Consider the following 23,807-nt stretch of genomic DNA (forward strand, 5'->3'; position numbering starts at 1 on the left):
ATATAATTTGAGATACGAGGAAAAACGAATATTTTTGCCTTAATTATCGATGATATTTCCCGGGATTCTGAAAAGTGGAATTAATATTGTGATAGCAAAACATTTAAAGCAACAGATTGATGTCTAAATTCTTTTTATACTTAAGGACGAGTACGTTTCGAAAAAACTTAATTGCCGCCTTGATTTTTATTGTCGTTCTTTTTGTGGTCGTTTATTTCGGATTGAAAATATACACTAAACATGGAGATTCTCAGGAAGTTCCTGTTTTAAAGGGATTGCATATTAATGAGGCCTTGAAGATTTTGGACAATGCAGGGTTGGAATACGAGGTTGACTCGATCTATCAGATGGATGCCAAACCAGGCTTAGTAATCGATCAGGATCCGGATCCTAAATCCCATGTTAAGGGTGGTAGAACGATCTATTTGACGATCATTACGCAGTCTGCGCCAGAAATTGCGTTTCCCGAGATTGTTGACAAGACATTTATTGAAGCATCTGCCATCTTGAAGAACCACTCTTTAAAAATCGCAGACACTACATATATCAACGATATCGCTCGTGATGTCGTTTTAGAGGTTAAATTCTCAGGTCAGGTGATCCAACCTGGACGTATGGTTCCAAAGGGGTCAAGAATCAGTTTGGTATTAGGCAATGGACGTGGCGATTCTGAAGTTGATATTCCTAATCTTGTCGGACAATCCGTAGAAGAAGCGAAATTCGCATTGGCAGGTTTAGGATTAACATTAGGCTCAATCTCCTTCTCGGATAACTCCCGCGATACGTTAAACGCACGTATTGTGAGCCAAAGTCCCGACACCAGCACGCATGTAATCTCCATCGGAAGTGCAGTCCACGTGACCTTGGCGATGCCAACGGCTGCACCAGCAACTCCTGTGAATCCTACAACGCCTCAAAACTAAGAACATGTCAGAAAACAGAAAGAAGAATAGCGCCTTAAAGGTTATATTGATTATTATTTTAGTTGTGGGTCTTGCTGTGGCATGGATTGGCTATCGGGCATTTATAGCACCGAGCATCGCGACCTCCGAAGAGTACTTTTATGTACATACCGACGAGCCCTATGAAAGCGTAATTAAACGTATTGAGGATGAGGGTATTGTTAAGAACCCGAGCTACTTCAACTATGTAGCGAGAGCAATGGATTTGCAGACTGGAATCAAGCCGGGTCGATACAAACTTTCGAAAGATTTGAGCAATCGTCGTTTTATTGGTAATCTACGTGGTGGTTATCAGGAGGCGGTTCCCTTCCGTTTTCAGAACTTGCGCTTAAAAGAGAATTTCGCAGGTGCTTTGGGTAAAAACTTTGAAGCCGATTCAACGACGTTCTTAAATCTGTTGAACAATGAAGCTTTAGCTGAGAAGTACGGATTTAATAAGGATAACTTCTTCTTGATGTTCATTCCGAACACGTATGAGATTTATTGGAACACGAAACCAGAAGAGATCATCGACCGTTTTTCGAAAGAATATGCAAAATTTTGGAATGCTGACCGCAAGGCGAAGGCTGCAGCATTGAACATGACGCCTGAAGAGGTGAGTGTATTAGCGTCAATTGTTAAAGGAGAAGCATTGCACGTGGATGAAATGCCAGAGATTGCCGGCTTATACATTAATCGTTTGAAGCGTGGTATGTTATTACAGGCTGACCCTACCGTTATTTTTGCGAACAATGATTTTACTATTCGACGAGTTTTAAATCGCCATTTAACCATTGATAATCCCTATAATACATACCGTTATAAAGGATTGCCTCCGGGGCCGATTATGATGCCAAGTATTGCTTCCATCGATGCTGTATTAAATTATAATCAGCATGAGTACATTTATATGTGTGCAAAGGATGATTTCTCGGGTTACCACAATTTTGCGAAGACCGTTGCTGAGCATCAAGTTAATGCTAGGAAGTTTCAGCAGGCGCTTGACGCAAGAAATATCAAGAAATAATTATGTTTTCCTATAAACATCAAGTCCGCGTCCGTTATGCCGAAACGGACAATATGGGCTATGTATATTACGGCAACTATGCTGCTTACTACGAGGTAGCACGTACCGAAATGTTGCGTAGCACGGGTATCTCCTATAAGGAGCTAGAGGATATGGGCGTGATGCTACCGGTCATTGAGTTGCATTGCCAATATATTAAAGCGGCGAAGTATGATGATTTAATCACTATAAATATTTATATTAGGGAAAAGCCAGGCATTAGGATTAAATTTGAGTATGAGCTATTTAACGAAGAGGGCGAGTTACTAAATACGGGGTCCACGCAGCTTGTTTTTGTGGACATGGAACGTAATAGACCGTGTAGACCTCCGGCGATATTCCAAGAGAAAATGGCTCCATTTTTTGGAGAATAAATGAAAAAAGTACATCAGACACTTCTTCACTTACAGCCTTATGATCGATTGATTGAATGGTCGAAGAGTGCCACCCTACCGGGATTTGGCAAATTGCCATTATATACGGTGTTTGTATTCTTTTTCCAAGAGATTTCCCGCGAGTCGATTATTAATAAAGCGTCATCCTTAGCCTATAACTTTATGTTGGCTATTTTTCCGGGTATTATCTTCCTTTTCACGTTAATTCCGTACATCCCTATCGATAATTTCCAAGAGCAGCTGATGGATCTTATACAGCTTGCTTTGCCAGATAATGCGTATCAAGTTTTAGAAAATACATTGAAGGATATTATTATCCGTCAAAACGGAGGATTATTGTCGGCCGGTTTTGTGCTTTGTACATTCTTTGCGACGAATGGTATGACCACTTTGATGATGACCTTCAACAAGTCTTCCCTGTCGAAGGAATCCAGAACCTGGTTTCAGCGTCGTATCGTTGCGCTGGTACTCTCATTTTCCATTGTTTTCGCATTAATTTGCGGGATTGTTTTGTACATGGGATCCAATTTTTTAATCAATTACTTGAAAACACATATTGATTATGACCTTTCGTGGTTTTGGTCTTTCCTGATCAAGACCGCACAATGGCTTATTTTATTTTCGATTTACTTTTTCACGGTAAGCCTAATCTATAAATTTGGTCCATCATCATCACGTTGGAAACTCTTTACCCCGGGTGCGACATTGGCGACCCTACTGGCAATGTTGTCGTTTTCGTTATTTACTTTTTATATTAATAATTTCGGAGCATACAATAAGTTATACGGTTCCATTGGAACCCTTATTGTGGTGATGATTTGGATGTATATGAATGCGCTGATATTGATTATCGGGTATGAATTGAATGCGAGCATTGCACTTTCAAAACAAAGTATTAAAATTGTAAAACCAAGAGTTTACAATTCTTTTAAAGCAAACCAAGCTGAATAGGGCAAACCACTGTTTTTGTGTACAATTAGCTTAGAAACACAATGCAACAAGAGGACAAATATCTAGTCGATAGGACAAAGCGAAACAAGAGTATTCGAAATATCTTGTTATTGTCTACTATTGGCCTTTTTGTAGCATTCCTAATTTTCTTTATATCTTCTTTTATTCAATATCGGTCTATTCAATCCAGAATTGAGCGAATCTATAGCAGCATCAATACGGACCAAACCAGCTTTGTAACCCTTCTGACTAAATTCAACGACGCCGAAAATCACTTCCGCCAATATTCGCTCAACTACGACAGTACCGATTTCCTGGAATATAATAAGAACCTCATGCTATTGAGAGCCTCGGTTGACTCCTTGCGAAAGGTCCGAGAGGTAGAGGAAATTGTTGACCAAAAATACCGCAGTGACTCGATCGATTATTCGAGACTTCTGCCCATGTATATTGACCTCGCAGCCAATATCGATTCGCTAATGCAATCTGCGCGAACCTTGGACGAGTTCCACCGCACGGCAATAAACAACTCGATGTTCAATCTGCCACAGGAGAATTCTATCGCCAATTCGGATCTCAGCCGATCGACACCGAGTGTTATCATCAATCGCAAACCCTTGCTGCAACGCATATTCCAACCCAAGCCTGACACCCTAACTTTAGGAAGTGACCTGCTCTCTCAGGATACGCGCAACATGCTCCATCAGAGTTTTTCGAGAATCCGTTCGGAGTCTGACGCGCGAGCACAGGGCAAGCTGGATGAAATCAAACTGCAACTCACGGATCTGCGCCAGAAGGAGCGATTGATGCTCGCCGACAACTTCACCTTGCTCCATAAAACCAATCAGCAAATCCGATTCGTCTATGATCAACGGATAAAATTCCAGCGAGAGAAGTCTGACCAGGAGTTGAACGTGCTGTTGGCAAATACCGACACCTTTAAATGGCAAATTATTGTTTCCTTGACTTTTGTGTTTATCGTTATCTGTATTTTAGTGTATTACCAGTTCTTCACAAACTATTATGAACAGATGCTGATGGACGAAAAGATCTATGCGTCTAAACTTGCCGAGCAGAAAACCGATATCCTCGCTGAGATAACGCATGAAATCCGCACACCGATTAACTCAATGATAGGAATTGTCGACTTGTTGCGAAGTCGGAACGACCTCTATCAACCGAAGGACATTCTCTTGCTAGAGACGGCATATTCGAATATTACAGCGACATCGAAAACCATCAACGATATTCTTAATCTGAGCAAGATCGACAAACATGATACCATAGAGCCGAATCATTTTGACTTCCATGATATGCTATTGGAAATCCTCGACAATTATAGGAATCAGGCGAGTCTTAAAAAAATCACCTTAAACCATTCGCTAGACGAGAGCAAACCGACTATTATCTTTACGGATGAGCTAAAGGTACGTCAAGTGGTGAGCAACTTAGTTAGTAATGCGATCAAGTATTCGTCTCAGGGAACAGTTACGACCAAGATGTATGTGAACAATCATAGCAATTTGGTCATTAAGGTATCCGATGAGGGAAATGGCATCCCCGAGAACCTCAAAAAGAACATCTTCAAGAAATATTATACGGAGAATAAGACGAATAAGGTTGAAGGTGGCGTTGGATTGGGACTTTACATCACAAAAAATATCGTTACCCTATTAAAGGGCAAGATTTCCTTTCAGTCTAGAGCCAATCAGGGAACTACTTTTACGGTAGAAATTCCTATTCCACGCCCAAAATTCCGCCGTAAGAATACCCTTAATATTCATCAAGTTAGGGATCTTCCGAAGAATCTTTCTTGGCTAATTGTAGATGATAATGCTTTAAATTTGCTCTATCTGAAGCAGTTTTTCTTGTTACACGAGCAGGTTTACACAGCTACCAACGGTCTGGAAGCGCTGAACTTAATGGAAACAAAAGCCGTTGATGTCATTGTTACGGATATTAATATGCCAGTGATGACCGGAGACGAACTGCTGGTTAAGGTTCGTCAAAACCCTGCCTACGAGCGCGTTAAAATAATCGCTACATCCTCTGATAATGAACAAGTTAAGAAGCAGGAAGGAATCAGAAGGATGAAATTTGATGGCATCCTGATCAAGCCGTTCAATGAAAAGAAGCTAACGGAGGTCATCTTAAAAACCTTGTATCCGATCTTTGAAGACTCGGATGAAATCCAGCAAGAGGGATAGCAAATAATTTTTTTTCTTCTAATCTCTTGTAAATAAAAGTTTTTCGTATCTTTGCAGTCCCTACATCGTAGGGAAAAGGAGATAATTAATTAATGGCAAAAAAACAAGAAGCAGAAAAAGAGTTAGCGGCGAAAAACGCAGAGCTACAAGGTGCTGACACAAAAGTTGTGAAAGACACTGAAAAGATTGAGTCTGAAGCAGATTCAAATTTAATCGATGAGATTAAATCTAACACTTGGAGTACTCCATCAGGAGACTTCGACTGGGATCTTGATGAGAAAGCTTTCGGTAATTATAGCGAAGCTGAGCGCGTTAAATTGGAAGAGCAATACGCTGGAACATTTAACCAAATTAATCAAGGTGAAATTATTGAAGGTATCGTTGTATCTATCAATAACAAAGATGTTGTATTGAACATCGGTTTCAAATCAGACGGTCTTGTAGCATTATCTGAGTTCCGTGACTTACCTGACTTAAAAGTTGGTGATACGGTTGACGTATTTGTTGAATCGCAAGAGGATGCAAACGGTCAGTTAGTATTATCACGCAAACGTGCTAAAACACAAAAATCTTGGGAAGAAATCAATGCTGCATTGGAAAACGATGCAATTATCGATGGTTTTGTTAAATCACGCACTAAAGGTGGTTTAATCGTTGATATCAAAGGTGTTGAGGCATTCTTACCAGGTTCTCAAATCGACATCAAGCCTATCCGTGACTACGACGTATATGTTGGTAAAACAATGGAATTCAAAGTTGTTAAAATCAACCATGAGTTCAAGAACGTAGTTGTTTCTCATAAAGTATTGATCGAAGACGATTTAGAAAACCAAAAATCAGAGATCGTTGCTAAATTAGAAAAAGGTCAAGTATTAGAAGGTACTGTTAAAAATATCACTGACTTCGGTGTGTTCATCGACTTAGGTGGTGTTGACGGTTTACTTCACATTACTGATATCTCTTGGGGCCGTATCGAGCATCCAAAAGAGGTGTTAGCATTAGACCAAACTATCAACGTTGTAGTATTAGACTTCGACGACGAGAAAAAACGTATCGCATTAGGTTTAAAACAATTATCAGAGCACCCTTGGGAATCTCTAGATACAGGTTTAGAAATTGGTTCTAAAGTAAAAGGTAAAATCGTAACAGTTGCTGATTACGGTGCTTTCTTAGAAATCATCCCTGGTGTTGAAGGTTTAATCCACGTATCTGAAATGTCATGGTCTCAAAACTTACGTTCTCCACAAGAGTTCTTAAAAGTAGGTGATGAAATCGAAGCTGTTATCTTAACTCTAGATCGCGAAGAGCGTAAAATGAGCTTAGGTATCAAACAATTGACTCCAGATCCTTGGCAAAACATCACTGAACGTTACCCAGTAGGTTCAAAACAATCAGCGGTTGTTAAGAACATGACTAACTTCGGTGTATTCGTAGAATTAGAAGACGGAATCGACGGATTAATTCACATTTCTGACCTTTCATGGTCTAAGAAAGTTAACCACCCTAACGAATTCACTAAAGTTGGTGAGCGTTTAGACGTAGTGGTTTTAGAATTAGACGAAGAAAACCGCAAACTTTCTTTAGGTCACAAACAATTAGAAGAAAACCCTTGGGATACTTTCGAAACGATCTTCACTGAAGGTTCAGTTCACGAAGGTACAGTTATCAAAGTTGGTGACAAAGGTGATATCGTAGCTTTACAATACGGTGTTGAAGGCTTCTGCCCTAACAAACACTCTGTAAAAGAAGACGGTTCTTCATTGAAAGTTGACGAAGTTGCTGAATTCAAAATCATCGAATTCAACAAAGAAAACAAACGTTTAGTTATCTCTCACTCTCGTATTTGGGAAGATGCTAAAGCTGAAGCTCGTATTGAAGAGTTCAACGCTCGTAAGAAAGAAGCTAAAGCTGCATCATCTGCAGTAAGAAAAGTGAAAGACAATGTTGAAAAATCAACATTAGGTGATCTTGACGTTTTAGCTCAATTAAAAGAGCAAATGGAAGACAACGAAAAGAAATCTAAATAATTAGATTTTTCGAAATAACTTCTAAAGCCCGATCCAATGGATCGGGCTTTTTTGATTTTAATGCCTACATTAGTAAAAAGAATCAGAAGATGAACAGAGCATTAATCGACATAGAACAAGTACAAAATTTTATCAAAGAGCACGCTGACCGTGTCATCATTCTAGATGCCAGCATTGATAAAGTCGGACAGAAGCTTGACAATAATAATTTAGAGCTTATTCCGAATTCACATTTTTTCGATATTGAAAACGCTTTTTCAGACAAAGCTATTAACCTGCCACACACGATGGTTGATGCGTCTACCTTTGAGAACGAAGCAAGAAAACTAGGTATCAACGAAGATTCTATCATATTACTTTATGATCGTTGGGGCGTATATTCCAGTCCGCGTGCTTGGTGGATGTTTAAATATATGGGCTTCGATCAAGTATATGTAATCAATGGAGGCCTACCTGCATGGAAATCTGCGGATCTTCCTACAGTTGATTCTTATGCAGCAGTGGAACAGACCGGAAACTTTATAGCAAAGCCGAATAGCGAGTGGATCATTAAAATTGATGAATTAAAGGAACTAGTCGGAGAAGCAGACGTGCATATTACAGATGCTCGAAGTGCGGGGCGCTTCTCGGGTGCTGCACCGGAACCTCGTCCGGGACTAAAATCCGGACATATTCCGGGATCGAAGAATATTCCTTTTGATCAGGTCCTTGATGGAGCATATTTTAGGTCTAACGAGCAGATAGCCCCTCTATATGCTGACAAATCTTTTTCTTCGGGACAAAATATTTTTACATGTGGATCGGGCATTACCGCATCGATTTTAGCATTAGGTGCTTATGAGTTAGGATACCCCCATATCCGGGTATATGATGGTTCTTGGTCGGAATGGGGTTCAGACCCCGATACAATTGTAGATCAAAATATTTAGAACATGATAAAAAAAAGGGATAGTCTGTCGATTATCCCTTTTTTGCTTACTATTTTCTTGCTGCCGGCAATGGTACATAGCCATCGTCGCCGGGGACTTTAGGAAACTCATGGTTTATCCATTTCTGTTTCGCCTCCTCAATTATTTCTTTACTCGTGGCAACAAAGTTCCAATAGATAAATCGTTCTTCTGGGAAGGGTTCTCCACCAAAGATATAAACCGTTGTTCCTGCCTTCATCTCAAACGAGCATAAGTGCGCGTCTAAGGTGATCAGAATCTGTTTCGGACCGTAGGTATAGCCATTGCTTTCGATTTCTCCTTCGAGAATGTACAAACCGCTCTCACCATACAATTCTCCACGAATATCAATTAATGCATCCTTCGTTGTTTTGATCTCTATCATATAGAGTTTGCTATGGACAGGTACCGGTGATTTTTTTCCAAAAGCCTCACCGGCGATCAGCTTATAAGACACTCCATCTGCTTCCCATGCAGGGATAGCGTCGGCTTCTACATGGTGGAATTCGGGCTCCTGAAACTCTAATTCTTTGGGCAAAGCCACCCATATTTGTAGGCCATGCAAGAACTTATCTTTTTGTCGTAGATATTCTGGCGTACGCTCAGAATGGACAACTCCTTTTCCAGCGGTCATCCAATTGACAGCTCCCGGTTTTATTTCCATGGCGGTGCCCAAGCTATCACGATGAAAGATGGATCCCTCAAACAGATAGGTCAGCGTCGATAATCCGATATGAGGGTGTAGACCAACATCCAAATTTTCATGATCGGCAAGACACGCTGGTCCCATATGGTCGATAAATACAAACGGACCAATAGAACGTTTCTGACGGAATGGCAATAACCTTCCCACTAAAAAATTACCTATATCTGCTGCTGTTTCTTCTCTGATGAAATCAATATTTGACATGCTTCCTCCTATAATGTGATTTAAGTATAAAGATACCCAAATTCTGTCTACTTCTGCAACAGCTTGAATAGCAAATCGGCACCAAGCTTGGTCGTCCTATTGTCAATATCAAAGAGCGGATTCAGCTCAGCAATATCGATGGAAACAAGATTAGAAAGTTGAATGATTGTTTCGAATAGCAAATGGAAATTGTGGTCCGGTACAATGCCGTTGAATGCCAAAGCAGAAACTCCCGGAGCATAAGATGCAGCGAATGCATCTAAGTCTATCGTCAAATAAACTTGATCCACCTTCTTTCCAAAATCTATAATCTGATCAATGATCTCTCCTAGCCTCTCGGTATAGATATCCTTTGCTTGTATGATTTCCACCCCCTTGGCATCGGCATAGTCGAACAGGGCCTTTGTATTGGATATTTCCTGAATTCCGATCGCTAAATAATGAAAGGGAAGATTTTCTTTTTCAACGTGCTGTGCAATTTGATAGAATCCAGTTCCGGAATTGCCTTTACCCGCAATTAATGGACGGATATCCAAGTGTGCATCAATGTTGATGATGCCCACAGATTGTTTTGTCGCTGTTTGGAGACCTAGATAATGTGGGTAGGTGATTTCATGGCCACCGCCAAGCAGCACTGGAAATCCGCCCATAGAAATGATTTTATTCACTGCAGCATGCAGACAGCCTTGTGCTTCTTCCAATTTTTCATTAGCGCAAATAACATCTCCTGCATCGATGAGACGCGTCGTATTCGAAAAATGGACCGGTAGTCCAGCCAAGACCTTTCGGAAGGCCGCTGGGCCTTCTTTTGCGCCAATTCGGCCTTGATTTCTCCTTACTCCTTCCTCGCAGCAAAACCCCAATATGACAAAGGCGCCATCCAAGGATTGCTGTTTAGATAAATCAATTGCATCAACGACCTGATGCCAACGTAGGAATGCTTGCTCTGTGCCATCAATTCTTCCCTGCCAGTTCTGCTGATCGCCAGGCTGATAATATGCATTATCAAGTATCGCCATATATTAATTGAATAATTGATCAATAAGTTGATCATCTACCATAACAGATTCTGTTACTTTAAAGTTTGCTGTTCTTGCCAACTCCGTTTCCAAAGCGCTTTTTGCTTCTTTGTTTCTGGCCCAAGCACGTCGTGCAATACCATTATTAACATCGAAGAACAACATTTGTCGGAGTTTCGCCTCGCTTTGGGCGGAGCCGTCCAGCAGCATACCAAAACCGCCATTGATCACCTCTCCCCATCCTACTCCACCTCCATTATGAATGGATACCCAGGTAGCTCCGCGGAAGCTATCGCCAATAACATTATGTATAGCCATGTCTGCGGTATAGCGGGAACCATCGTATATATTGCTGGTTTCGCGATACGGTGAATCCGTTCCTGAGACATCGTGATGATCTCGACCGAGAACAACCGGAGCGGATAATCGGCCATCGCGCACGGCATCATTAAATGCTATCGCAATTTTCGTGCGGCCCAAAGCGTCGGCATATAAAATGCGAGCTTGTGATCCCACGACGAGCTTATTCTGCTTCGCATCTCTAATCCACTTAATATTATCATCCATCTGTTGAGAAATCTCTTCAGAAGCCTCCTTCTTTAAATGTTCTAATACTTGTAAGGCCAAGTTATCGGTCAGTTCAAGATCACTCTCCTTCCCAGAGGTGCAGACCCAGCGGAATGGACCAAATCCGTAGTCGAAACACATCGGCCCTAATATATCCTGAACATAGGATGGATACCGGAAATTTATATTGTCCTCCGCCATGACGTCAGCTTTCGCACGAGAGCACTCAAGCAGGAAAGCATTACCATAATCGAAAAAATAGGTTCCTTTAGCAACATGCTTATTTATTGCTGCGGCATGCCTTCTCAAAGACGCTTGTACTTTTTCTTTAAAAACTTCAGGCGCATTCGCGATCATGTGATTCGCTTCTTCGAAACTGACCCCGACCGGATAGTATCCCCCGGACCATGGATTATGTAATGATGTTTGATCCGATCCTACGGTAATCGGAAGATTGGCGAAATCGAATTGCTCCCACACGTCAACAATATTTCCTAAATAGGCTATTGACACGATTTCTTTATTCGTTATTGCGGCTTTAACACGAGCAATCAATTCGTCCATATCCTCAATGAGCAGGTCTACCCATCCTTGCTCATGACGCTTACGAGCAGCAGCAGGGTTCACCTCGGCACAAACGGTAATACAACCAGCAATGTTTCCAGCCTTTGGCTGCGCGCCGCTCATTCCTCCCAAACCGGAGGTCAAAAACACTTTTCCTGCCGCAGTTTCGGTGTTTGAGAGTTGCTTTCTAAAGGCATTCATTACTGTGATTGTGGTACCATGAACAATACCTTGCGGGCCGATATACATATAAGAACCCGCCGTCATTTGACCGTATTGGGTGACACCTAAGGCATTGTACCTTTCCCAATCATCCGGCTTGGAATAGTTCGGAATCATCATACCATTGCTGACCACCACGCGGGGTGCAAAGCTGGACGAGGGGAATAAGCCCATCGGATGGCCACTATACATATGCAGGGTTTGATCGTCATTCATCGTTGCCAGAAACTTCATCGTGAGCAGATATTGCGCCCAATTCTGAAAAACTGCACCATTTCCTCCATAGGTAATGAGCTCATGCGGATGCTGTGCAACAGCGGGATCCAGATTATTCTGAATCATCAACATAATTGATGCCGCATGAATAGAATTTGCTGGATATTCCTCAATTGGGCGAGCATACATGGCGTATGACGGACGAAATCTATACATATAAATACGCCCGTATGTGTGTAATTCCTCTAAAAATTCAGGAGCTAAGACCTTATGCCATTCTTTTGGAAAATAGCGCAGGGCATTACGGATAGCTAGCTTTTCCTCTTCCTTCGTCAATATGGCTTTACGCTTTGGGGCGTGGCTTACTGTCTGATCGTATATCGCTGCTTGAGGCAATTCTGCCGGAATTCCCTCGAGCAAGACTTCTTTAAAATTTAAGTTTTCCATAATTAATCATTGTTTGAGCTTGCTAATTGACCTCTCTTCCAGACAGCATATGGTTCAAGGCGCCCTTGCAGATAGGTTATATTTTGATAATTATCCGTCTGATAGATATTGAAATCAGCGAGCAAACCTGCTACCAGTCGCCCTCTATCACTTAAGTTTAAGGCTTGAGCAGCACGGAAGGTGATAGCGGCAAACACCTCAGCATTGCTCAGTTTCTCCATACTCGCTAATATACTAGCACTGCTGATTAGTTTGCCCATCGGCGCAGATCCGGGGTTCCAATCCGTTGCTATGGCTAAAGATGCTCCCGCATCTAAAAGACGTCTAGCGGGTGTAAATGCACAGCCTATACCTAAGGAAGCTGCCGGCAGGGCAACTGCGACCACATCGGATTCGGCCAACAGTCGAATTTCTTCTTCTGTTGAAGCTTCTAAATGATCTGCTGAAACCGCGGACAGCTCTACAGCCAACTTGGAGCCTGAAGTCGTAAACTGATCAGCATGAACCGTAAGGTCAAAACCTAAAGCTTTTGCTTGTTCATAATATGGCTTAGCCTGCTCCGCGGAAAATGCACTTCTTTCAACAAAGGCATCTACACGTGTTGTCAAGTGCTCATCTTTAAGAATGGGGAATAATACTTTGGCGATCATCTGGAGATATTCCTCGGCACTTCCTTCGAAGTCTTTTGGCAACATATGAGCCGCTAAACATGTGCTCAACAAATCAGCCTTTGTTTCATGATCGGCATCGGCAATGGCGCGCAGCGTTTTTAACTCTTCTTCAACAGTTAAACCATATCCGCTCTTCACTTCAACAGTTGTAATCCCCTGAGCAAGCAGGTAATTCGCACGCTCTATCGTCAGCTGTTTTAACTCCTCTTGAGAGCATGCACGCGTATGTTTCACCGTACTCCATATACCTCCGCCCGCTTCTGCGATTTCTAGATATGAACTTCCAGCATTGCGCATCGCAAAATCATTGGCCCTGTTGCCGCCGAAAGCAATATGCGTGTGGCAGTCGATATAACCTGGAAGCGCAACAAAGTCTCCATCCAATTCGATAAGCTCCACATCGTTTCTTAACTTGTGTTTGAGCGTATCATAATCAGAAACTTCCTTAATCAACTCGCCTTCTATCCAAATACCTGCTCCCGGAATCACTTCTAGTTGCGAATCCTTCAGCGCGCCTTTTAACGGAAGTTCAGCCATACTGACCAACTGCTTAAAGGGCCCAATTAATATACCTTGCTTTTCCATGTTTAACATTCAAAATATGAAGCACCTGTTCCTAAATATTCAACTCCATGTTGACTAGCAACCTTATTCGCTACCTCAACAAGTGCGCCTGATTTAACAAGCTCCAGCGCCGCATCAAGGAGATCCGTCATCGGTTGATCCTCTTCAATATGTGGAATTGACTCCCTGATATGCTGATGTATCGCTTCGATAACAGCAGTTGATTTCAAAGGTTGATGGTAATCCTTGGCCTGTGCAGCACAAAGTAGTTCTATACTTAAAATCTTGTCCACGTTATCCAATACTTGCAGCAATTTCCTTCCGGAGATCGACCCCATGCTTACATGGTCTTCTTGCCCTAAGGAAGTAGGAATGCTATCCGCACTTGCCGGGAAGCAAAGTCCTTTATTTTCGCTTGCAATTGCTGCCGTACTATATTGAAGAATCATAAATCCGGAGTTTAGACCCGTAGATTTCATGAGTAATTTAGGAACCCCGTTGGTTTCGCCTTCAAGGGATAAGTAAACCCTTCTATCAGATATATTCCCTAGTTCGGAAACCGCGAGAGTTGCATAATCTAAGGGAAGAGCGATCGGCTGCCCATGGAACGAACCCCCTGAGATTGTCAATTCACTATTGATAATAATTGGATTGTCAGTCACCGAGTTGATTTCTGTTTCAATGATTTCTTTAAAATGCAACCAAGCGTTCCTTGAAGCCCCATGCACCTGCGGAATACAACGCAGCGAATACGGGTCTTGCACACGAGAACAGTTTTTATGTGACTCCAATACCTCAGAGCCCTTTAATAAGTTGAATATCGTTGAAGCAACAAATACATTGCCCTTATATGGTCTTAACTGATGTAATTCGCTAAAGAAAGGTTTGATCGATCCATTTAACCCTTCGATCATCAGGGTGGCAATTAAGTCGGCATTGTCCATTAATCGTTTCATTTCTACTACAGCCTTAACGCCATGAGCCGCCATAAACTGCGTACCATTGATTAATGCTAATCCCTCTTTAGCACCTAAGTGAATCGCCTCCATTCCATATTGATCTAAGACATCCTGCGTCGCACTTATTTTTCCCTGATACCAAACCTTACCAAGTCCAATTAATGGTAAAAACAGGTGTGAGAGTGGCGCTAAATCGCCTGATGCACCAACAGAACCCTGCTTAGGAACAACCGGTATGACATCGTTTTCAATATGCCAAATAATTCGTTCGACTGTTGTTAATTGAACGCCCGAATAGCCTTTCGCCAAGGCTTGAACTTTTAATATCAACATCAGCTTACTTAATTCGGCGTCGATTGGCTCGCCTACGCCTACCGCATGGCTTTTAAGGATATTTTCCTGAAGCTTCTTCGTATCATTCGCACCGATTAAACTCGTGCAAAGGGGGCCAAAACCCGTATTGATACCATAAACTACCTTTCCGGCATCAACAATTTCCTGCACATATTGTGCACTCCGGTTTATGCCAGTCGTAACTTCTTCGGTTAAAATGCCTTTCGTTTCACCTTTTGCAATTGAAACAGCAATAGCACTGCTCAATATATCTTGTCCGTAATTAAATGATTTCATCATAAAATGCTTTATATCCAAATTTAGCCCCTATATTTGATAATTAGTAATATCAATTTTATCATCGACTGATAACTATGAATTATCAAATAGAGCTAAGACATCTGCAATATTTCAAGGTACTCGCTGAAGAGCTCCACTTTCGTCGAGCGGCGGAGCGCTTATATATTGCTCAGCCGGGACTATCGAGACAGATAAAACAATTGGAAGAATATTATCGGGCGCCACTATTTATACGGGATAAAAGAAACGTCGCATTAACTGTCGCTGGTGAATATCTCAAGACGGAAGTCGATCTGCTATTTAACCAGATGGGAATTATTAAAACGCAGATTGAGAAAATCGCCGAAGGGAAGCTAACGTCTCTAAAATTGGGTTTCATCGGTTCTGCCGTCCAAGCAATTTTACCACAGCTGTTAGTCGAGCTCAAACAGCAGCAGCCACTCATTGATATTACCCTAAATGAACTCACTAATGAAGCACAGTTAGACATGCTTTTAAGAAATGAACTAGATTTCGGATTTGTAAGAATAAAGGATACTCCTATCGGTCTGCGCTCTATCCCGATTTTGACGGATCATTTCGCGCTTGTCGTACCTAAAACGCATCCTTTAGGGAAATCGAAGAAAGTGAATCTGCAGGATTTCAAAGATGAATCTTTTATCCTTTTTTCTAAAGAATATAGTAATTCCTATTACGAACTTGTGATGAGCATTTTCCAAGACCAGGGATTTCAGCCTCACGTTGCTTTGAAAACGGTAAATGCATTAAGTATCTTTAATTTAGTCTCCCAGGGTTTAGGCGTTGCAATCGTTCCTTCATCCTTAAAAAAAGGCTACCATACGCACGTCGATTTCCTTGAATTACAGCATATCCCACAACGAACGACACTCTCGCTGCTTTGGAATGACAACAGCAGAAATCCTGGGATTGATCTGCTGTTAAACATCGTTAAAAACATTGAGAAAAGAAATCTCAAGAAATAAGAAGGTGGGAAAACCGTTATTTTTCTTCGGTCTGATCGTCTTTATCTAATGGTAACTCTTCAGATTCGTTTACTTCTTTATAGGAAATCTCCGTTTTCGGCTCATTTGTTTTTTCGTCGGTTTTCACCTGCACGTCCATTTCAACTTTCTTCTTGTTTTTTGGAAGCCGCACGATACCCCATTTCATCAGCAATTCTTGCGTTGAGTTCCGTTTGAGGTGCATCTTCTCGGGCTCCCCAATTAAAAATCCAACTGCCGACATGCCTGGTGAAGCATCGAAGATTACTTTCAAAGTTGCTATAAATGGTAAAGCGAGGATTAAACCTGCTAGCCCGAATAACATACCTCCAAGTAAGATACCGATAATCGCCATGAGGGGATTAATACTAACCTTACTTCCAACGATATTCGGGGTGATGATGTTACCTTCTAAGAATTGAACGACCTGAAACCAAGCAACCACGCCTACGGCATACCATGCATTATCTTTTACTGCAAGAGCAAACAATGCCGGAAGTATAGATCCTATAGCAATTCCGATATAAGGCAGGAGCATTAAAAGTGAGGCTAGCGACCCGAAAAACCAAGCATAGTCGATTCCCATAAGCATCAAGCCGCCTGTATTCAGCACCGCGACAATCCCCATTACTGTAACCAAGCCTACAAGATAGCTTTGCACAACCTCGTATATTTTATTCAAGACCTCATTTACCTTGTGTTGAGGTGATTTACGGAATGCTTTGAAGAAAAATTCACGGAAGAAATCTCTATAGTACAATAGAAAAAACACGTATAATGGCACTAGAATAGCGCTTGCCAGCATATTACCGATAGAACCAAACATGCCAGTAACCATACCTCCCGCATTTTCCAATGCCTTATTTCCTTGGTCACGCAGTTGCTCCATTACTTCAGAGCGTTGAATTCCAAACTGCTTCTCGATCCACTCTTGCCCGCGCTCTAAAACAGACAAAACTTTATCTGTAATTGCGCTAGCATCTTTTCCGATAATAATACTTTCATGCACGATGAACCAAATTAGCCCGGAGATGATCGCTATCGCGACAATAACCGCTAGTATCGAAGAGAAAGCCTTTCCTAAACGTAGTCTCTCGAAAAATCGAGCAAGCGGAAAAAGAGAAATCGCTAATAATATCGCAAAAAGCAAAGGCAATAGCACCCCTTGTGTCACATACATCAGTCCTATAATCAGGACAGTGGCAAATAATGAGGCTGCAAGTTCAAACGAATAAGGTCTCTTCGGCGAGCTGTTTTCCATAAAGTTTTATTAGTAAATGAATGTGTTTTTACGTTTTTTGTCCCAGTAAAGCACATACGCGAAGGCCAAGAAAACGATGATGGCATCAGCATACATGATATAAGGAATTCGCGTTATATGATCATGGAAAATGTAACCTGCAAATAATGCGCCAGCTCCGATTCCGGCCTCAAGCGCGATGTACATGGTAGCCATAGCCTTACCCCGATATTGTGGAAGGGAAAGATCAATTGTCCAAGCATTTACTGCTGGTGAAAAGATTCCTGTACCTATACCATATAAACATGCCCCGATAACTAAATTTAAGATGTTATCGCTATAACCTATGTAAAAAATAGAAATCGTGATAATGACTAAACCCACTTTCATCACGGCTATTCTTCCGTATCGATCAGCAACCTTTCCTGACACAAATCGAATAGCAATGGACGCTAGCGTATAAGCCAGAAAGAACATCCCCTTATTCGCGATGCCGAGATGATCGCTCCAATCGGGAATCAAGGTAAGTATTACTCCATATGCGGTATATGACAACATAGTCACGATTGCCGCGGGAATTACACGGACCTCGATAATATCGCTTCTGGATATCTTGAGCATCTTAGGGGAAAAGCGCTGTCGTGTATTCAATGTTTCTTTCATATTCATAACGATGATGATCGAAAAGAATGCAAAAGCCGAAGATGCATAAAACATGCTATTTAAACCGTAATCCATCGCGATGTAAGACCCGATTGCCGGTCCGATCGCACCTCCTATACTAAAGCATAATCCATGCATCCCAAGGGCTTCGCCCCAACGGGTGGAGGGGATTATGTCTGCAATATAGGCAGAGGTCGCTGTCGGTTTAAAACCTGTAGAAAATCCGTGGACTAATCGTAAGAGAAAAAAGCCGGATATACTTGTTAAAATCGGATAAAAGAACCCACATAAAACACAGACAATTGAGCCGATTGCCATTACGGGCACTCGTCCCCATTTGTCGGTTAATCGTCCCGAAAAGGGTCGTGAAATCCCAGCAGTCAGTGTAAACAGTGAAATGATAAGGCCTTTATGCTCCGCGCCTCCCAATGATGATAAATAGTCTGGTAGCTCAGGAATGATCATATTAAAGCTCGCTGAAAACAGCAGGGAGCTTAAGCAAAGCAAGCCAAATTGGAGGGTATATAATTTTTGATCTTCGGGGACTTCCATTTTTATTATCGTTTCAAAAGTCCTTGCCTAGCGACTTCTGAACAAAAAAGTGTTGTCGCGATCGCTACATTTAAGGATTCTGCTTTACCGATTCGAGGTATTGTAACGGCATGGTCGATTCGGCTTAACAAGCTTTTGCGAATACCATTACCCTCATTTCCCATAAGAATCAATCCTGCATCAGAAAAGTTCGTTTCATAGATCGATTCGCCATCAAGCAAAGCGCCGAATACAGGAAGCGATGATTCTTGAAGGAATTGTTCAATATCAATATAATAGATTTTAACACGGGACAGGGAGCCCATCGTCGCTTGTACTACTTTTGGGTTATAACAATCTACCGTTCCGATGGAACAGATGATATGCTCAATACCGAACCATTCTGCTGTACGAATTATCGTACCTAGATTTCCTGGATCTTGCACATCGTCTAACACAAGGCTATGTTTAGTTTCCAAGGCTTTTGCATCCAGTTCAGCATCATTTGGCAATTGAACTAATGCTAAAGCGCCCTGGGGATTCTTCAACTGACTAATCTTACCTAATTCGGTCTCATTCAGCTCTTCGAGTTTTATATTTTGAGGGATTTTACCCAATTTTGCAAGAGCATCTGCTGTAGCATAGATTTTTTGTATCTTGTAATTAGAGTGTACAAACTCTAAGACTGATTTTATTCCTTCTACAACAAACATCTGCTGTTGATTTCGGAATTTTTTATGCTGTAATGATGCGATTAGACTGATTTGTGCTTTTGACAACATAGGGTGAATGACTAAAAAACGAAGTATTTTATTTTTTGCAAGTATAACATTTTTGTTGCTATTTTTTGCTTCCTGTCGTTCGGCAAAGTACTTGGAAGATCAACAAGCCTTGGTCACTGATATCGATATAAACGGCGTTACTCCGGAGCTGAAAGAAAATACGCAAATGTATGTCGCCAATGAAATCAGACCAAATTCTCCGCTCTATCTCACGATTTATAACCTGTTCAATACCAGAGACGGACGTTATAAAACTGAAAAGATAAAGAATGTCGGTGAAGCACCGCGCATCCTCGACTCCGCTATGGTTGAACTTTCTGCTAACCAGATTCAACGTTATCTGCAGACAAAAGGTTATTTCAATGCTTCCGTAACGCCTTCCATAACGATCAACAAGAAAAAAGCACATATTGATTTTAATGCAGTCTTAGGTACTCCCTATTTGGTCAATGATATTACCCGAACTGTAAATGACCCGAAGGTCCGTGAATTATATGAGAGCAAAGTCGTGCCGAAATCGAGCATTCAGAGGGGGAAGCAATACGATGCTGCAGATTTCTATGCTGAACGCGAAAACATGTATACGCAAATGCGAGAGAATGGTTATTACGACTATCTACGACAATATATGCGCGTCGGACTTGACACATTAAGCAAATCATTCAGCACCGATATAAAATTGCAAATCAGTGATCCTTCGGATTCAACGAAACATCAGATTTACACGATTGATGAAGTTCATTTTCGTATTGAAGCTCCCGAAGAGGGGTTAAAGCGCAACGAGGCCGCCGAATTCGACACGCTAACCCAAATTAATTTCACTGATGAAACAGAACGTTTCAAATTAAGGCCGCTTGCTCGATACGCCTATCTTCGCAGCGGACAAATCTACAATAGCGATAACGAAGAACTCTCCTATGATCGTTTATATGAGACTAACGGATTCAGATCGGTAAAGATCAATTATGAGAAAAAAGACTCTTCGAAATTAGATGTCTATTATAACTTAATTCCTCGCTCCGCAATGAGCAATCAGATTGAAGGTGAATTTACATTCTCTTCGGGGATGAGCGGTTTTAATATTGGGAATACGTTCTCCCACCGCAACGTATTCGGCGGGTCGGAAACCATTGAGGTGAAACTGCGCTATGGGGTGCTCTTCGATACGCGGTTGCCGGGCAATCTGACGGATAAAATATTCAACAACGATCTACAATTTGGTGTCAACCTTTCTTTTCCGCGGCTATTAACTCCATTTGGCGTTCGTAGTGTCGGACGATACGGAATTCCACGAACGACATTCTCTTCGAGCCTACAACTCTTCTTCCAAGATCAAACTTACGCGAATCGATACTGGATAAACAGTTTGAATTACATGTGGTATCAATCAAGCAATAGCTTACACAGTTTGACGCCGGTGGTAATTGAGTATAGAGATGGGCGACTGAATGATGCTTTTAGACAGCAATTACTGGAAGAGGGCTATCAATTATATGTAGAAAGTAATCACCGACAATATTTCGGATTAGGGGCACAATACGCCTATACTTTCAATTCTCCGAAATTGACACGCAAAGAGACCTTCAATTATTTCCGTGGTGGTGTGGATATCTCAGGGAACTTACTGGGATTGCTTGGAAATGTTGTCAATTTCAAACAGAACGAAAGTGGCGAAAAACTAATTTTCGGGGTCCCATTCCTACAATACATTAAGGGTGAAGTTGACTACCGATGCTATAAATTTCTTGGAGGAAATAAACAGTTCGTTTTTCGATTCAATTCTGGAGTCGCAGTTCCTTATGGTAATAATTCCAGATTAATGATTTTTGAAAAGAGTTTCTTTGCCGGGGGTATGAATGGAATACGAGCATGGCAGGCAAGAACTTTAGGCCCTGGAGGCTATAATCGAGAAGTGGTACGTGAAGAACTGAGGGTTAACTTAAGAAATCTAGACCAATTGGGCGAGATTAAAATCGAAAGCAATGCAGAGTATCGATTCAGGTTATTGAACAATTTCTTTGGCGCCAAGTTAAATGGAGCCACGTTCGTTGATGCCGGTAACATCTGGAACCTCAGAGAAAACACGATTAACCTGGATGGCGAATTTAAATTCAACAAGTTCTTATCCCAAATAGCCATAGGGACGGGTTTTGGTCTACGGGTAGATATGGATTACTTTATCATTCGTTTAGATGCCGGCTTGAAAGTCAAGGACCCCCAATTTAAGGGAAAGGAGCAGTGGGTAATCCGAAGACTATTTAATGCAAGTGAATTCAAACAGGTCTATTATGATGCCCATAAGCCCGACCGTTATAACTTTTTGCAATATAACTTCGGGGTTGGAATGCCGTTCTAAATCAAATCTTTAAGCCCCATAATACTACTCTCAATCAGTTGTTTCACGTCTAAACCTTTACTGTAATTAAGATACATGTAGATCGCCGCAAGAATCAAAAGCGTAATTAGGAAGCGCTTAAACTTGTATGCAATAAATAAGATAAGTAGCGGAAGTGCGATAAGCAAGAACCCTGAAATCTTAAAAGGACTGATACCCTTTTCTGTAACTCGCAAAAAATACAATTTTCCGATTTCCTTTGCAGGACTATTGTGCTTAAAAAACACAAAAGTAGATGATTCTATCGGGTTTGCCGTTACTGCTACGCCGTCATTGAATTGAAGATCTTGTTGGAAGCCGTTTATCGTGAATTTATAGCTTCCCTGTATATTGTTATTAGTCTTATCCAAGCTATCCACAGCAATAATTGCGAGTTTTCCGTTTTGGGATAGATTTTCTTTTACATCAAAATCTACGATATTAGATTGCTGAGCCCACACATTTTGCCATAGCAATTGGGTTAAGCTAATAAACAACAATAGAGCGAACAGCTTTTTCATGATGCAATGATACAAAATTGCTAGGATTCTAAAAATGTCATGCCGCAATTTCGACTTCATTAATTACCTAGGTCTTCTTATCTTTGTGCTTTATTTTAACCAAAGTAAAGTTATATGTTGCAATTAAATTACATCCGTGAAAACAGGGATAAGGTAGTTGAAAGACTTGCTATTAAGAATTTCAACGACGCTGATTTGGTAGACCAGATCATAGCATTGGATGAACAACGTCGTAAAATCCAAAACCAGTCTGACTCTATTGCTGCGGAAGCTAATTCGTCGGCAAAACAGATTGGCGATTTAATGCGCCAGGGCAAAAAAGAAGAAGCTGAAGCTATCAAATCGCAATCCGCATCATATAAGGAACAACTAAAAGAATTTACAGAAGAGCTGGAACGAGTTGAAATTGAGCTACATAATAAATTAATTCAACTCCCAAATCTTCCTCACACTTTAGTTCCAAAGGGAATTACTCCTGAGGAAAATGAGGTTGTATTGGAAAATGGTGATAAACCTGCGCTTGCCGAAGACGCATTACCGCATTGGGAGCTTGCTGCAAAATATGACATCATCGATTTCGAACTTGGAACCAAAGTTACTGGCGCTGGTTTCCCTGTTTACAAAGGTAAAGGGGCAAGATTGCAGCGAGGTTTAATCAACTTCTTCTTAGATGAAGCCAGCAAAATGGGATACCGCGAAGTTCAAGTGCCGATTGTGGTGAACGAAGCGTCAGCATATGCTACCGGTCAGTTACCAGATAAAGAAGGTCAAATGTACCATGTGGTAAATGATGATCTTTATTTAATTCCAACAGCGGAAGTGCCTATTACGAATATCTATAGAGATACAATTGTAAAAGCGGAGGATTTTCCGATAAAACATTGTGGTTATACGCCATGTTTTCGTCGTGAAGCGGGTTCCTATGGAGCGCATGTACGTGGGTTGAATCGTCTTCATCAATTTGATAAAGTAGAGTTAGTACAAATTGTTCATCCGGATCAATCCTATGCTACTTTAGAGGAAATGAGCACCTATGTTCAATCATTGTTGCAGAAATTGGGACTTCCGTATCGTGTGTTACGTCTTTGTGGCGGCGACATGAGCTTTACATCGGCTATGACTTATGATATGGAAACTTACAGTGCTGCACAGAAACGATGGTTGGAAGTGTCTTCCGTGTCTAACTTTGAAACCTATCAAGCGAATCGCTTAAAAGTTCGTTTCAAGAATGATGAAGGCAAAACGCAACTCGCACATACACTGAATGGTTCTGCACTAGCACTGCCGCGTATCGTTGCTACACTATTGGAAAATAATCAAACAGAAAAGGGAATAAAGATTCCTGAGGTATTAGTTCCTTACGTTGGTTTTGAATATATCGACTAAGCA

At 41.4% G+C, this 23,807-nt stretch carries 19 protein-coding genes; 10 read left to right on the forward strand and 9 right to left on the reverse strand.

Annotated features, from left to right (window positions below; all coding sequences use genetic code 11):
* Positions 1 to 119: 119 nt before the first annotated feature.
* The 7 genes from DSM08_RS14510 (at position 120) to DSM08_RS14540 (ending at position 8,516) form a co-directional block, all read left to right on the forward strand.
* Positions 120 to 923 (forward strand): PASTA domain-containing protein, encoded by an 804-nt coding sequence (locus DSM08_RS14510; protein ID WP_149526829.1) that lies wholly within the window; start codon positions 120 to 122, stop codon positions 921 to 923.
* A gap of 4 nt (positions 924 to 927) precedes the next feature.
* The gene (gene mltG / locus DSM08_RS14515; protein WP_149526830.1) at positions 928 to 1,968 is read left to right on the forward strand and encodes an endolytic transglycosylase MltG; all 1,041 of its coding nucleotides are present in this window, start codon (positions 928 to 930) and stop codon (positions 1,966 to 1,968) included.
* Positions 1,969 to 1,970: 2 nt separating this feature from the next.
* Entirely contained in the window at positions 1,971 to 2,381 is a 411-nt protein-coding gene (locus DSM08_RS14520) for an acyl-CoA thioesterase (RefSeq protein WP_149526831.1), read from the forward strand.
* Positions 2,382 to 3,353 (forward strand): YihY/virulence factor BrkB family protein, encoded by a 972-nt coding sequence (locus tag DSM08_RS14525; RefSeq protein WP_149526832.1) that lies wholly within the window; start codon positions 2,382 to 2,384, stop codon positions 3,351 to 3,353. It begins immediately after the preceding gene.
* A gap of 41 nt (positions 3,354 to 3,394) precedes the next feature.
* Positions 3,395 to 5,560, forward strand: a complete 2,166-nt coding sequence (locus tag DSM08_RS14530; RefSeq protein WP_149526833.1) for an ATP-binding protein — start codon at positions 3,395 to 3,397, stop codon at positions 5,558 to 5,560.
* A 92-nt stretch (positions 5,561 to 5,652) separates the two neighbouring features.
* Positions 5,653 to 7,587, forward strand: coding sequence for a 30S ribosomal protein S1 (gene rpsA / locus DSM08_RS14535; RefSeq protein ID WP_149526834.1), 1,935 nt, complete (start codon positions 5,653 to 5,655; stop codon positions 7,585 to 7,587).
* An 89-nt stretch (positions 7,588 to 7,676) separates the two neighbouring features.
* Complete coding sequence (locus DSM08_RS14540; protein WP_149526835.1) at positions 7,677 to 8,516, forward strand: sulfurtransferase; 840 nt, start codon at positions 7,677 to 7,679, stop codon at positions 8,514 to 8,516.
* A 49-nt stretch (positions 8,517 to 8,565) separates the two neighbouring features.
* On the opposite strand, the gene DSM08_RS14545 is transcribed toward DSM08_RS14540, so the two are convergent.
* From DSM08_RS14545 to hutH, 5 genes are read right to left on the reverse strand one after another with little or no spacing between them, the layout of a single operon-like run.
* Positions 8,566 to 9,444 (reverse strand): pirin family protein, encoded by an 879-nt coding sequence (locus DSM08_RS14545; protein ID WP_149526836.1) that lies wholly within the window; start codon positions 9,442 to 9,444, stop codon positions 8,566 to 8,568.
* 47 nt (positions 9,445 to 9,491) lie between these two features.
* Positions 9,492 to 10,463 (reverse strand): formimidoylglutamase, encoded by a 972-nt coding sequence (gene hutG, locus DSM08_RS14550; protein WP_149526837.1) that lies wholly within the window; start codon positions 10,461 to 10,463, stop codon positions 9,492 to 9,494.
* Positions 10,464 to 10,466: 3 nt separating this feature from the next.
* Complete coding sequence (locus DSM08_RS14555; protein ID WP_149526838.1) at positions 10,467 to 12,479, reverse strand: urocanate hydratase; 2,013 nt, start codon at positions 12,477 to 12,479, stop codon at positions 10,467 to 10,469.
* Between the two features lie 2 nt (positions 12,480 to 12,481).
* Positions 12,482 to 13,735 (reverse strand): imidazolonepropionase, encoded by a 1,254-nt coding sequence (gene hutI / locus DSM08_RS14560; protein WP_149526839.1) that lies wholly within the window; start codon positions 13,733 to 13,735, stop codon positions 12,482 to 12,484.
* Between the two features lie 2 nt (positions 13,736 to 13,737).
* Positions 13,738 to 15,306, reverse strand: a complete 1,569-nt coding sequence (gene hutH / locus DSM08_RS14565) for a histidine ammonia-lyase (RefSeq protein ID WP_149526840.1) — start codon at positions 15,304 to 15,306, stop codon at positions 13,738 to 13,740.
* A gap of 74 nt (positions 15,307 to 15,380) precedes the next feature.
* Between hutH and DSM08_RS14570 the strand changes: the two genes are divergently transcribed.
* Positions 15,381 to 16,289, forward strand: coding sequence for a LysR family transcriptional regulator (locus DSM08_RS14570; RefSeq protein ID WP_149526841.1), 909 nt, complete (start codon positions 15,381 to 15,383; stop codon positions 16,287 to 16,289).
* A 16-nt stretch (positions 16,290 to 16,305) separates the two neighbouring features.
* Here the strand turns inward: DSM08_RS14570 and DSM08_RS14575 are convergent, their stop codons facing one another.
* Genes DSM08_RS14575 through DSM08_RS14585 form a run of 3 tightly spaced genes read right to left on the reverse strand, consistent with a single transcriptional unit; the run spans position 16,306 to position 19,523 of the window.
* Positions 16,306 to 17,568 (reverse strand): AI-2E family transporter, encoded by a 1,263-nt coding sequence (locus DSM08_RS14575; protein WP_149526842.1) that lies wholly within the window; start codon positions 17,566 to 17,568, stop codon positions 16,306 to 16,308.
* Positions 17,569 to 17,577: 9 nt separating this feature from the next.
* A complete protein-coding gene (locus tag DSM08_RS14580) occupies positions 17,578 to 18,762 on the reverse strand; it encodes an MFS transporter (protein WP_149526843.1) in 1,185 nt (394 codons plus the stop codon).
* Between the two features lie 5 nt (positions 18,763 to 18,767).
* On the reverse strand, positions 18,768 to 19,523 hold the full coding sequence (locus tag DSM08_RS14585) for a TrmH family RNA methyltransferase (protein WP_149526844.1): 756 nt from the start codon (positions 19,521 to 19,523) through the stop codon (positions 18,768 to 18,770).
* 52 nt (positions 19,524 to 19,575) lie between these two features.
* Between DSM08_RS14585 and tamL the strand changes: the two genes are divergently transcribed.
* Positions 19,576 to 21,879: a translocation and assembly module lipoprotein TamL gene (gene tamL / locus DSM08_RS14590; RefSeq protein WP_246172279.1), complete on the forward strand. Its 2,304-nt coding sequence runs from the start codon at positions 19,576 to 19,578 to the stop codon at positions 21,877 to 21,879.
* On the opposite strand, the gene DSM08_RS14595 is transcribed toward tamL, so the two are convergent.
* Complete coding sequence (locus DSM08_RS14595) at positions 21,876 to 22,418, reverse strand: hypothetical protein (protein ID WP_149526846.1); 543 nt, start codon at positions 22,416 to 22,418, stop codon at positions 21,876 to 21,878. The genes tamL and DSM08_RS14595 overlap by 4 nt on opposite strands.
* A 114-nt stretch (positions 22,419 to 22,532) precedes the next feature.
* Between DSM08_RS14595 and serS the strand changes: the two genes are divergently transcribed.
* Positions 22,533 to 23,804 carry a serine--tRNA ligase gene (serS, locus tag DSM08_RS14600; protein WP_149526847.1) on the forward strand — a complete coding sequence of 424 codons (1,272 nt, stop codon included), beginning with the start codon at positions 22,533 to 22,535 and terminating at the stop codon, positions 23,802 to 23,804.
* The last annotated feature ends 3 nt before the right edge of the window (positions 23,805 to 23,807 follow it).

The organism is Sphingobacterium hotanense (assembly GCF_008274825.1).
GTDB lineage: Bacteria > Bacteroidota > Bacteroidia > Sphingobacteriales > Sphingobacteriaceae > Sphingobacterium > Sphingobacterium hotanense.

Excerpts from the sequence above, each read along its gene's own strand:
- hutG (WP_149526837.1), bottom strand. The coding sequence starts at position 10,463 with ATGGCGATACTTGATAATGCATATTATCAGCCTGGCGATCAGCAGAAC.
- DSM08_RS14575 (WP_149526842.1), bottom strand. The coding sequence starts at position 17,568 with ATGGAAAACAGCTCGCCGAAGAGACCTTATTCGTTTGAACTTGCAGCC.
- hutH (WP_149526840.1), bottom strand. The coding sequence starts at position 15,306 with ATGATGAAATCATTTAATTACGGACAAGATATATTGAGCAGTGCTATT.
- rpsA (WP_149526834.1), top strand. The coding sequence starts at position 5,653 with ATGGCAAAAAAACAAGAAGCAGAAAAAGAGTTAGCGGCGAAAAACGCA.
- mltG (WP_149526830.1), top strand. The coding sequence starts at position 928 with ATGTCAGAAAACAGAAAGAAGAATAGCGCCTTAAAGGTTATATTGATT.
- DSM08_RS14540 (WP_149526835.1), top strand. The coding sequence starts at position 7,677 with ATGAACAGAGCATTAATCGACATAGAACAAGTACAAAATTTTATCAAA.
- DSM08_RS14530 (WP_149526833.1), top strand. The coding sequence starts at position 3,395 with ATGCAACAAGAGGACAAATATCTAGTCGATAGGACAAAGCGAAACAAG.
- DSM08_RS14520 (WP_149526831.1), top strand. The coding sequence starts at position 1,971 with ATGTTTTCCTATAAACATCAAGTCCGCGTCCGTTATGCCGAAACGGAC.
- DSM08_RS14595 (WP_149526846.1), bottom strand. The coding sequence starts at position 22,418 with ATGAAAAAGCTGTTCGCTCTATTGTTGTTTATTAGCTTAACCCAATTG.
- DSM08_RS14510 (WP_149526829.1), top strand. The coding sequence starts at position 120 with ATGTCTAAATTCTTTTTATACTTAAGGACGAGTACGTTTCGAAAAAAC.
- serS (WP_149526847.1), top strand. The coding sequence starts at position 22,533 with ATGTTGCAATTAAATTACATCCGTGAAAACAGGGATAAGGTAGTTGAA.
- DSM08_RS14555 (WP_149526838.1), bottom strand. The coding sequence starts at position 12,479 with ATGGAAAACTTAAATTTTAAAGAAGTCTTGCTCGAGGGAATTCCGGCA.
- DSM08_RS14585 (WP_149526844.1), bottom strand. The coding sequence starts at position 19,523 with ATGTTGTCAAAAGCACAAATCAGTCTAATCGCATCATTACAGCATAAA.
- DSM08_RS14580 (WP_149526843.1), bottom strand. The coding sequence starts at position 18,762 with ATGGAAGTCCCCGAAGATCAAAAATTATATACCCTCCAATTTGGCTTG.
- DSM08_RS14545 (WP_149526836.1), bottom strand. The coding sequence starts at position 9,444 with ATGTCAAATATTGATTTCATCAGAGAAGAAACAGCAGCAGATATAGGT.
- DSM08_RS14570 (WP_149526841.1), top strand. The coding sequence starts at position 15,381 with ATGAATTATCAAATAGAGCTAAGACATCTGCAATATTTCAAGGTACTC.
- DSM08_RS14525 (WP_149526832.1), top strand. The coding sequence starts at position 2,382 with ATGAAAAAAGTACATCAGACACTTCTTCACTTACAGCCTTATGATCGA.
- hutI (WP_149526839.1), bottom strand. The coding sequence starts at position 13,735 with ATGGAAAAGCAAGGTATATTAATTGGGCCCTTTAAGCAGTTGGTCAGT.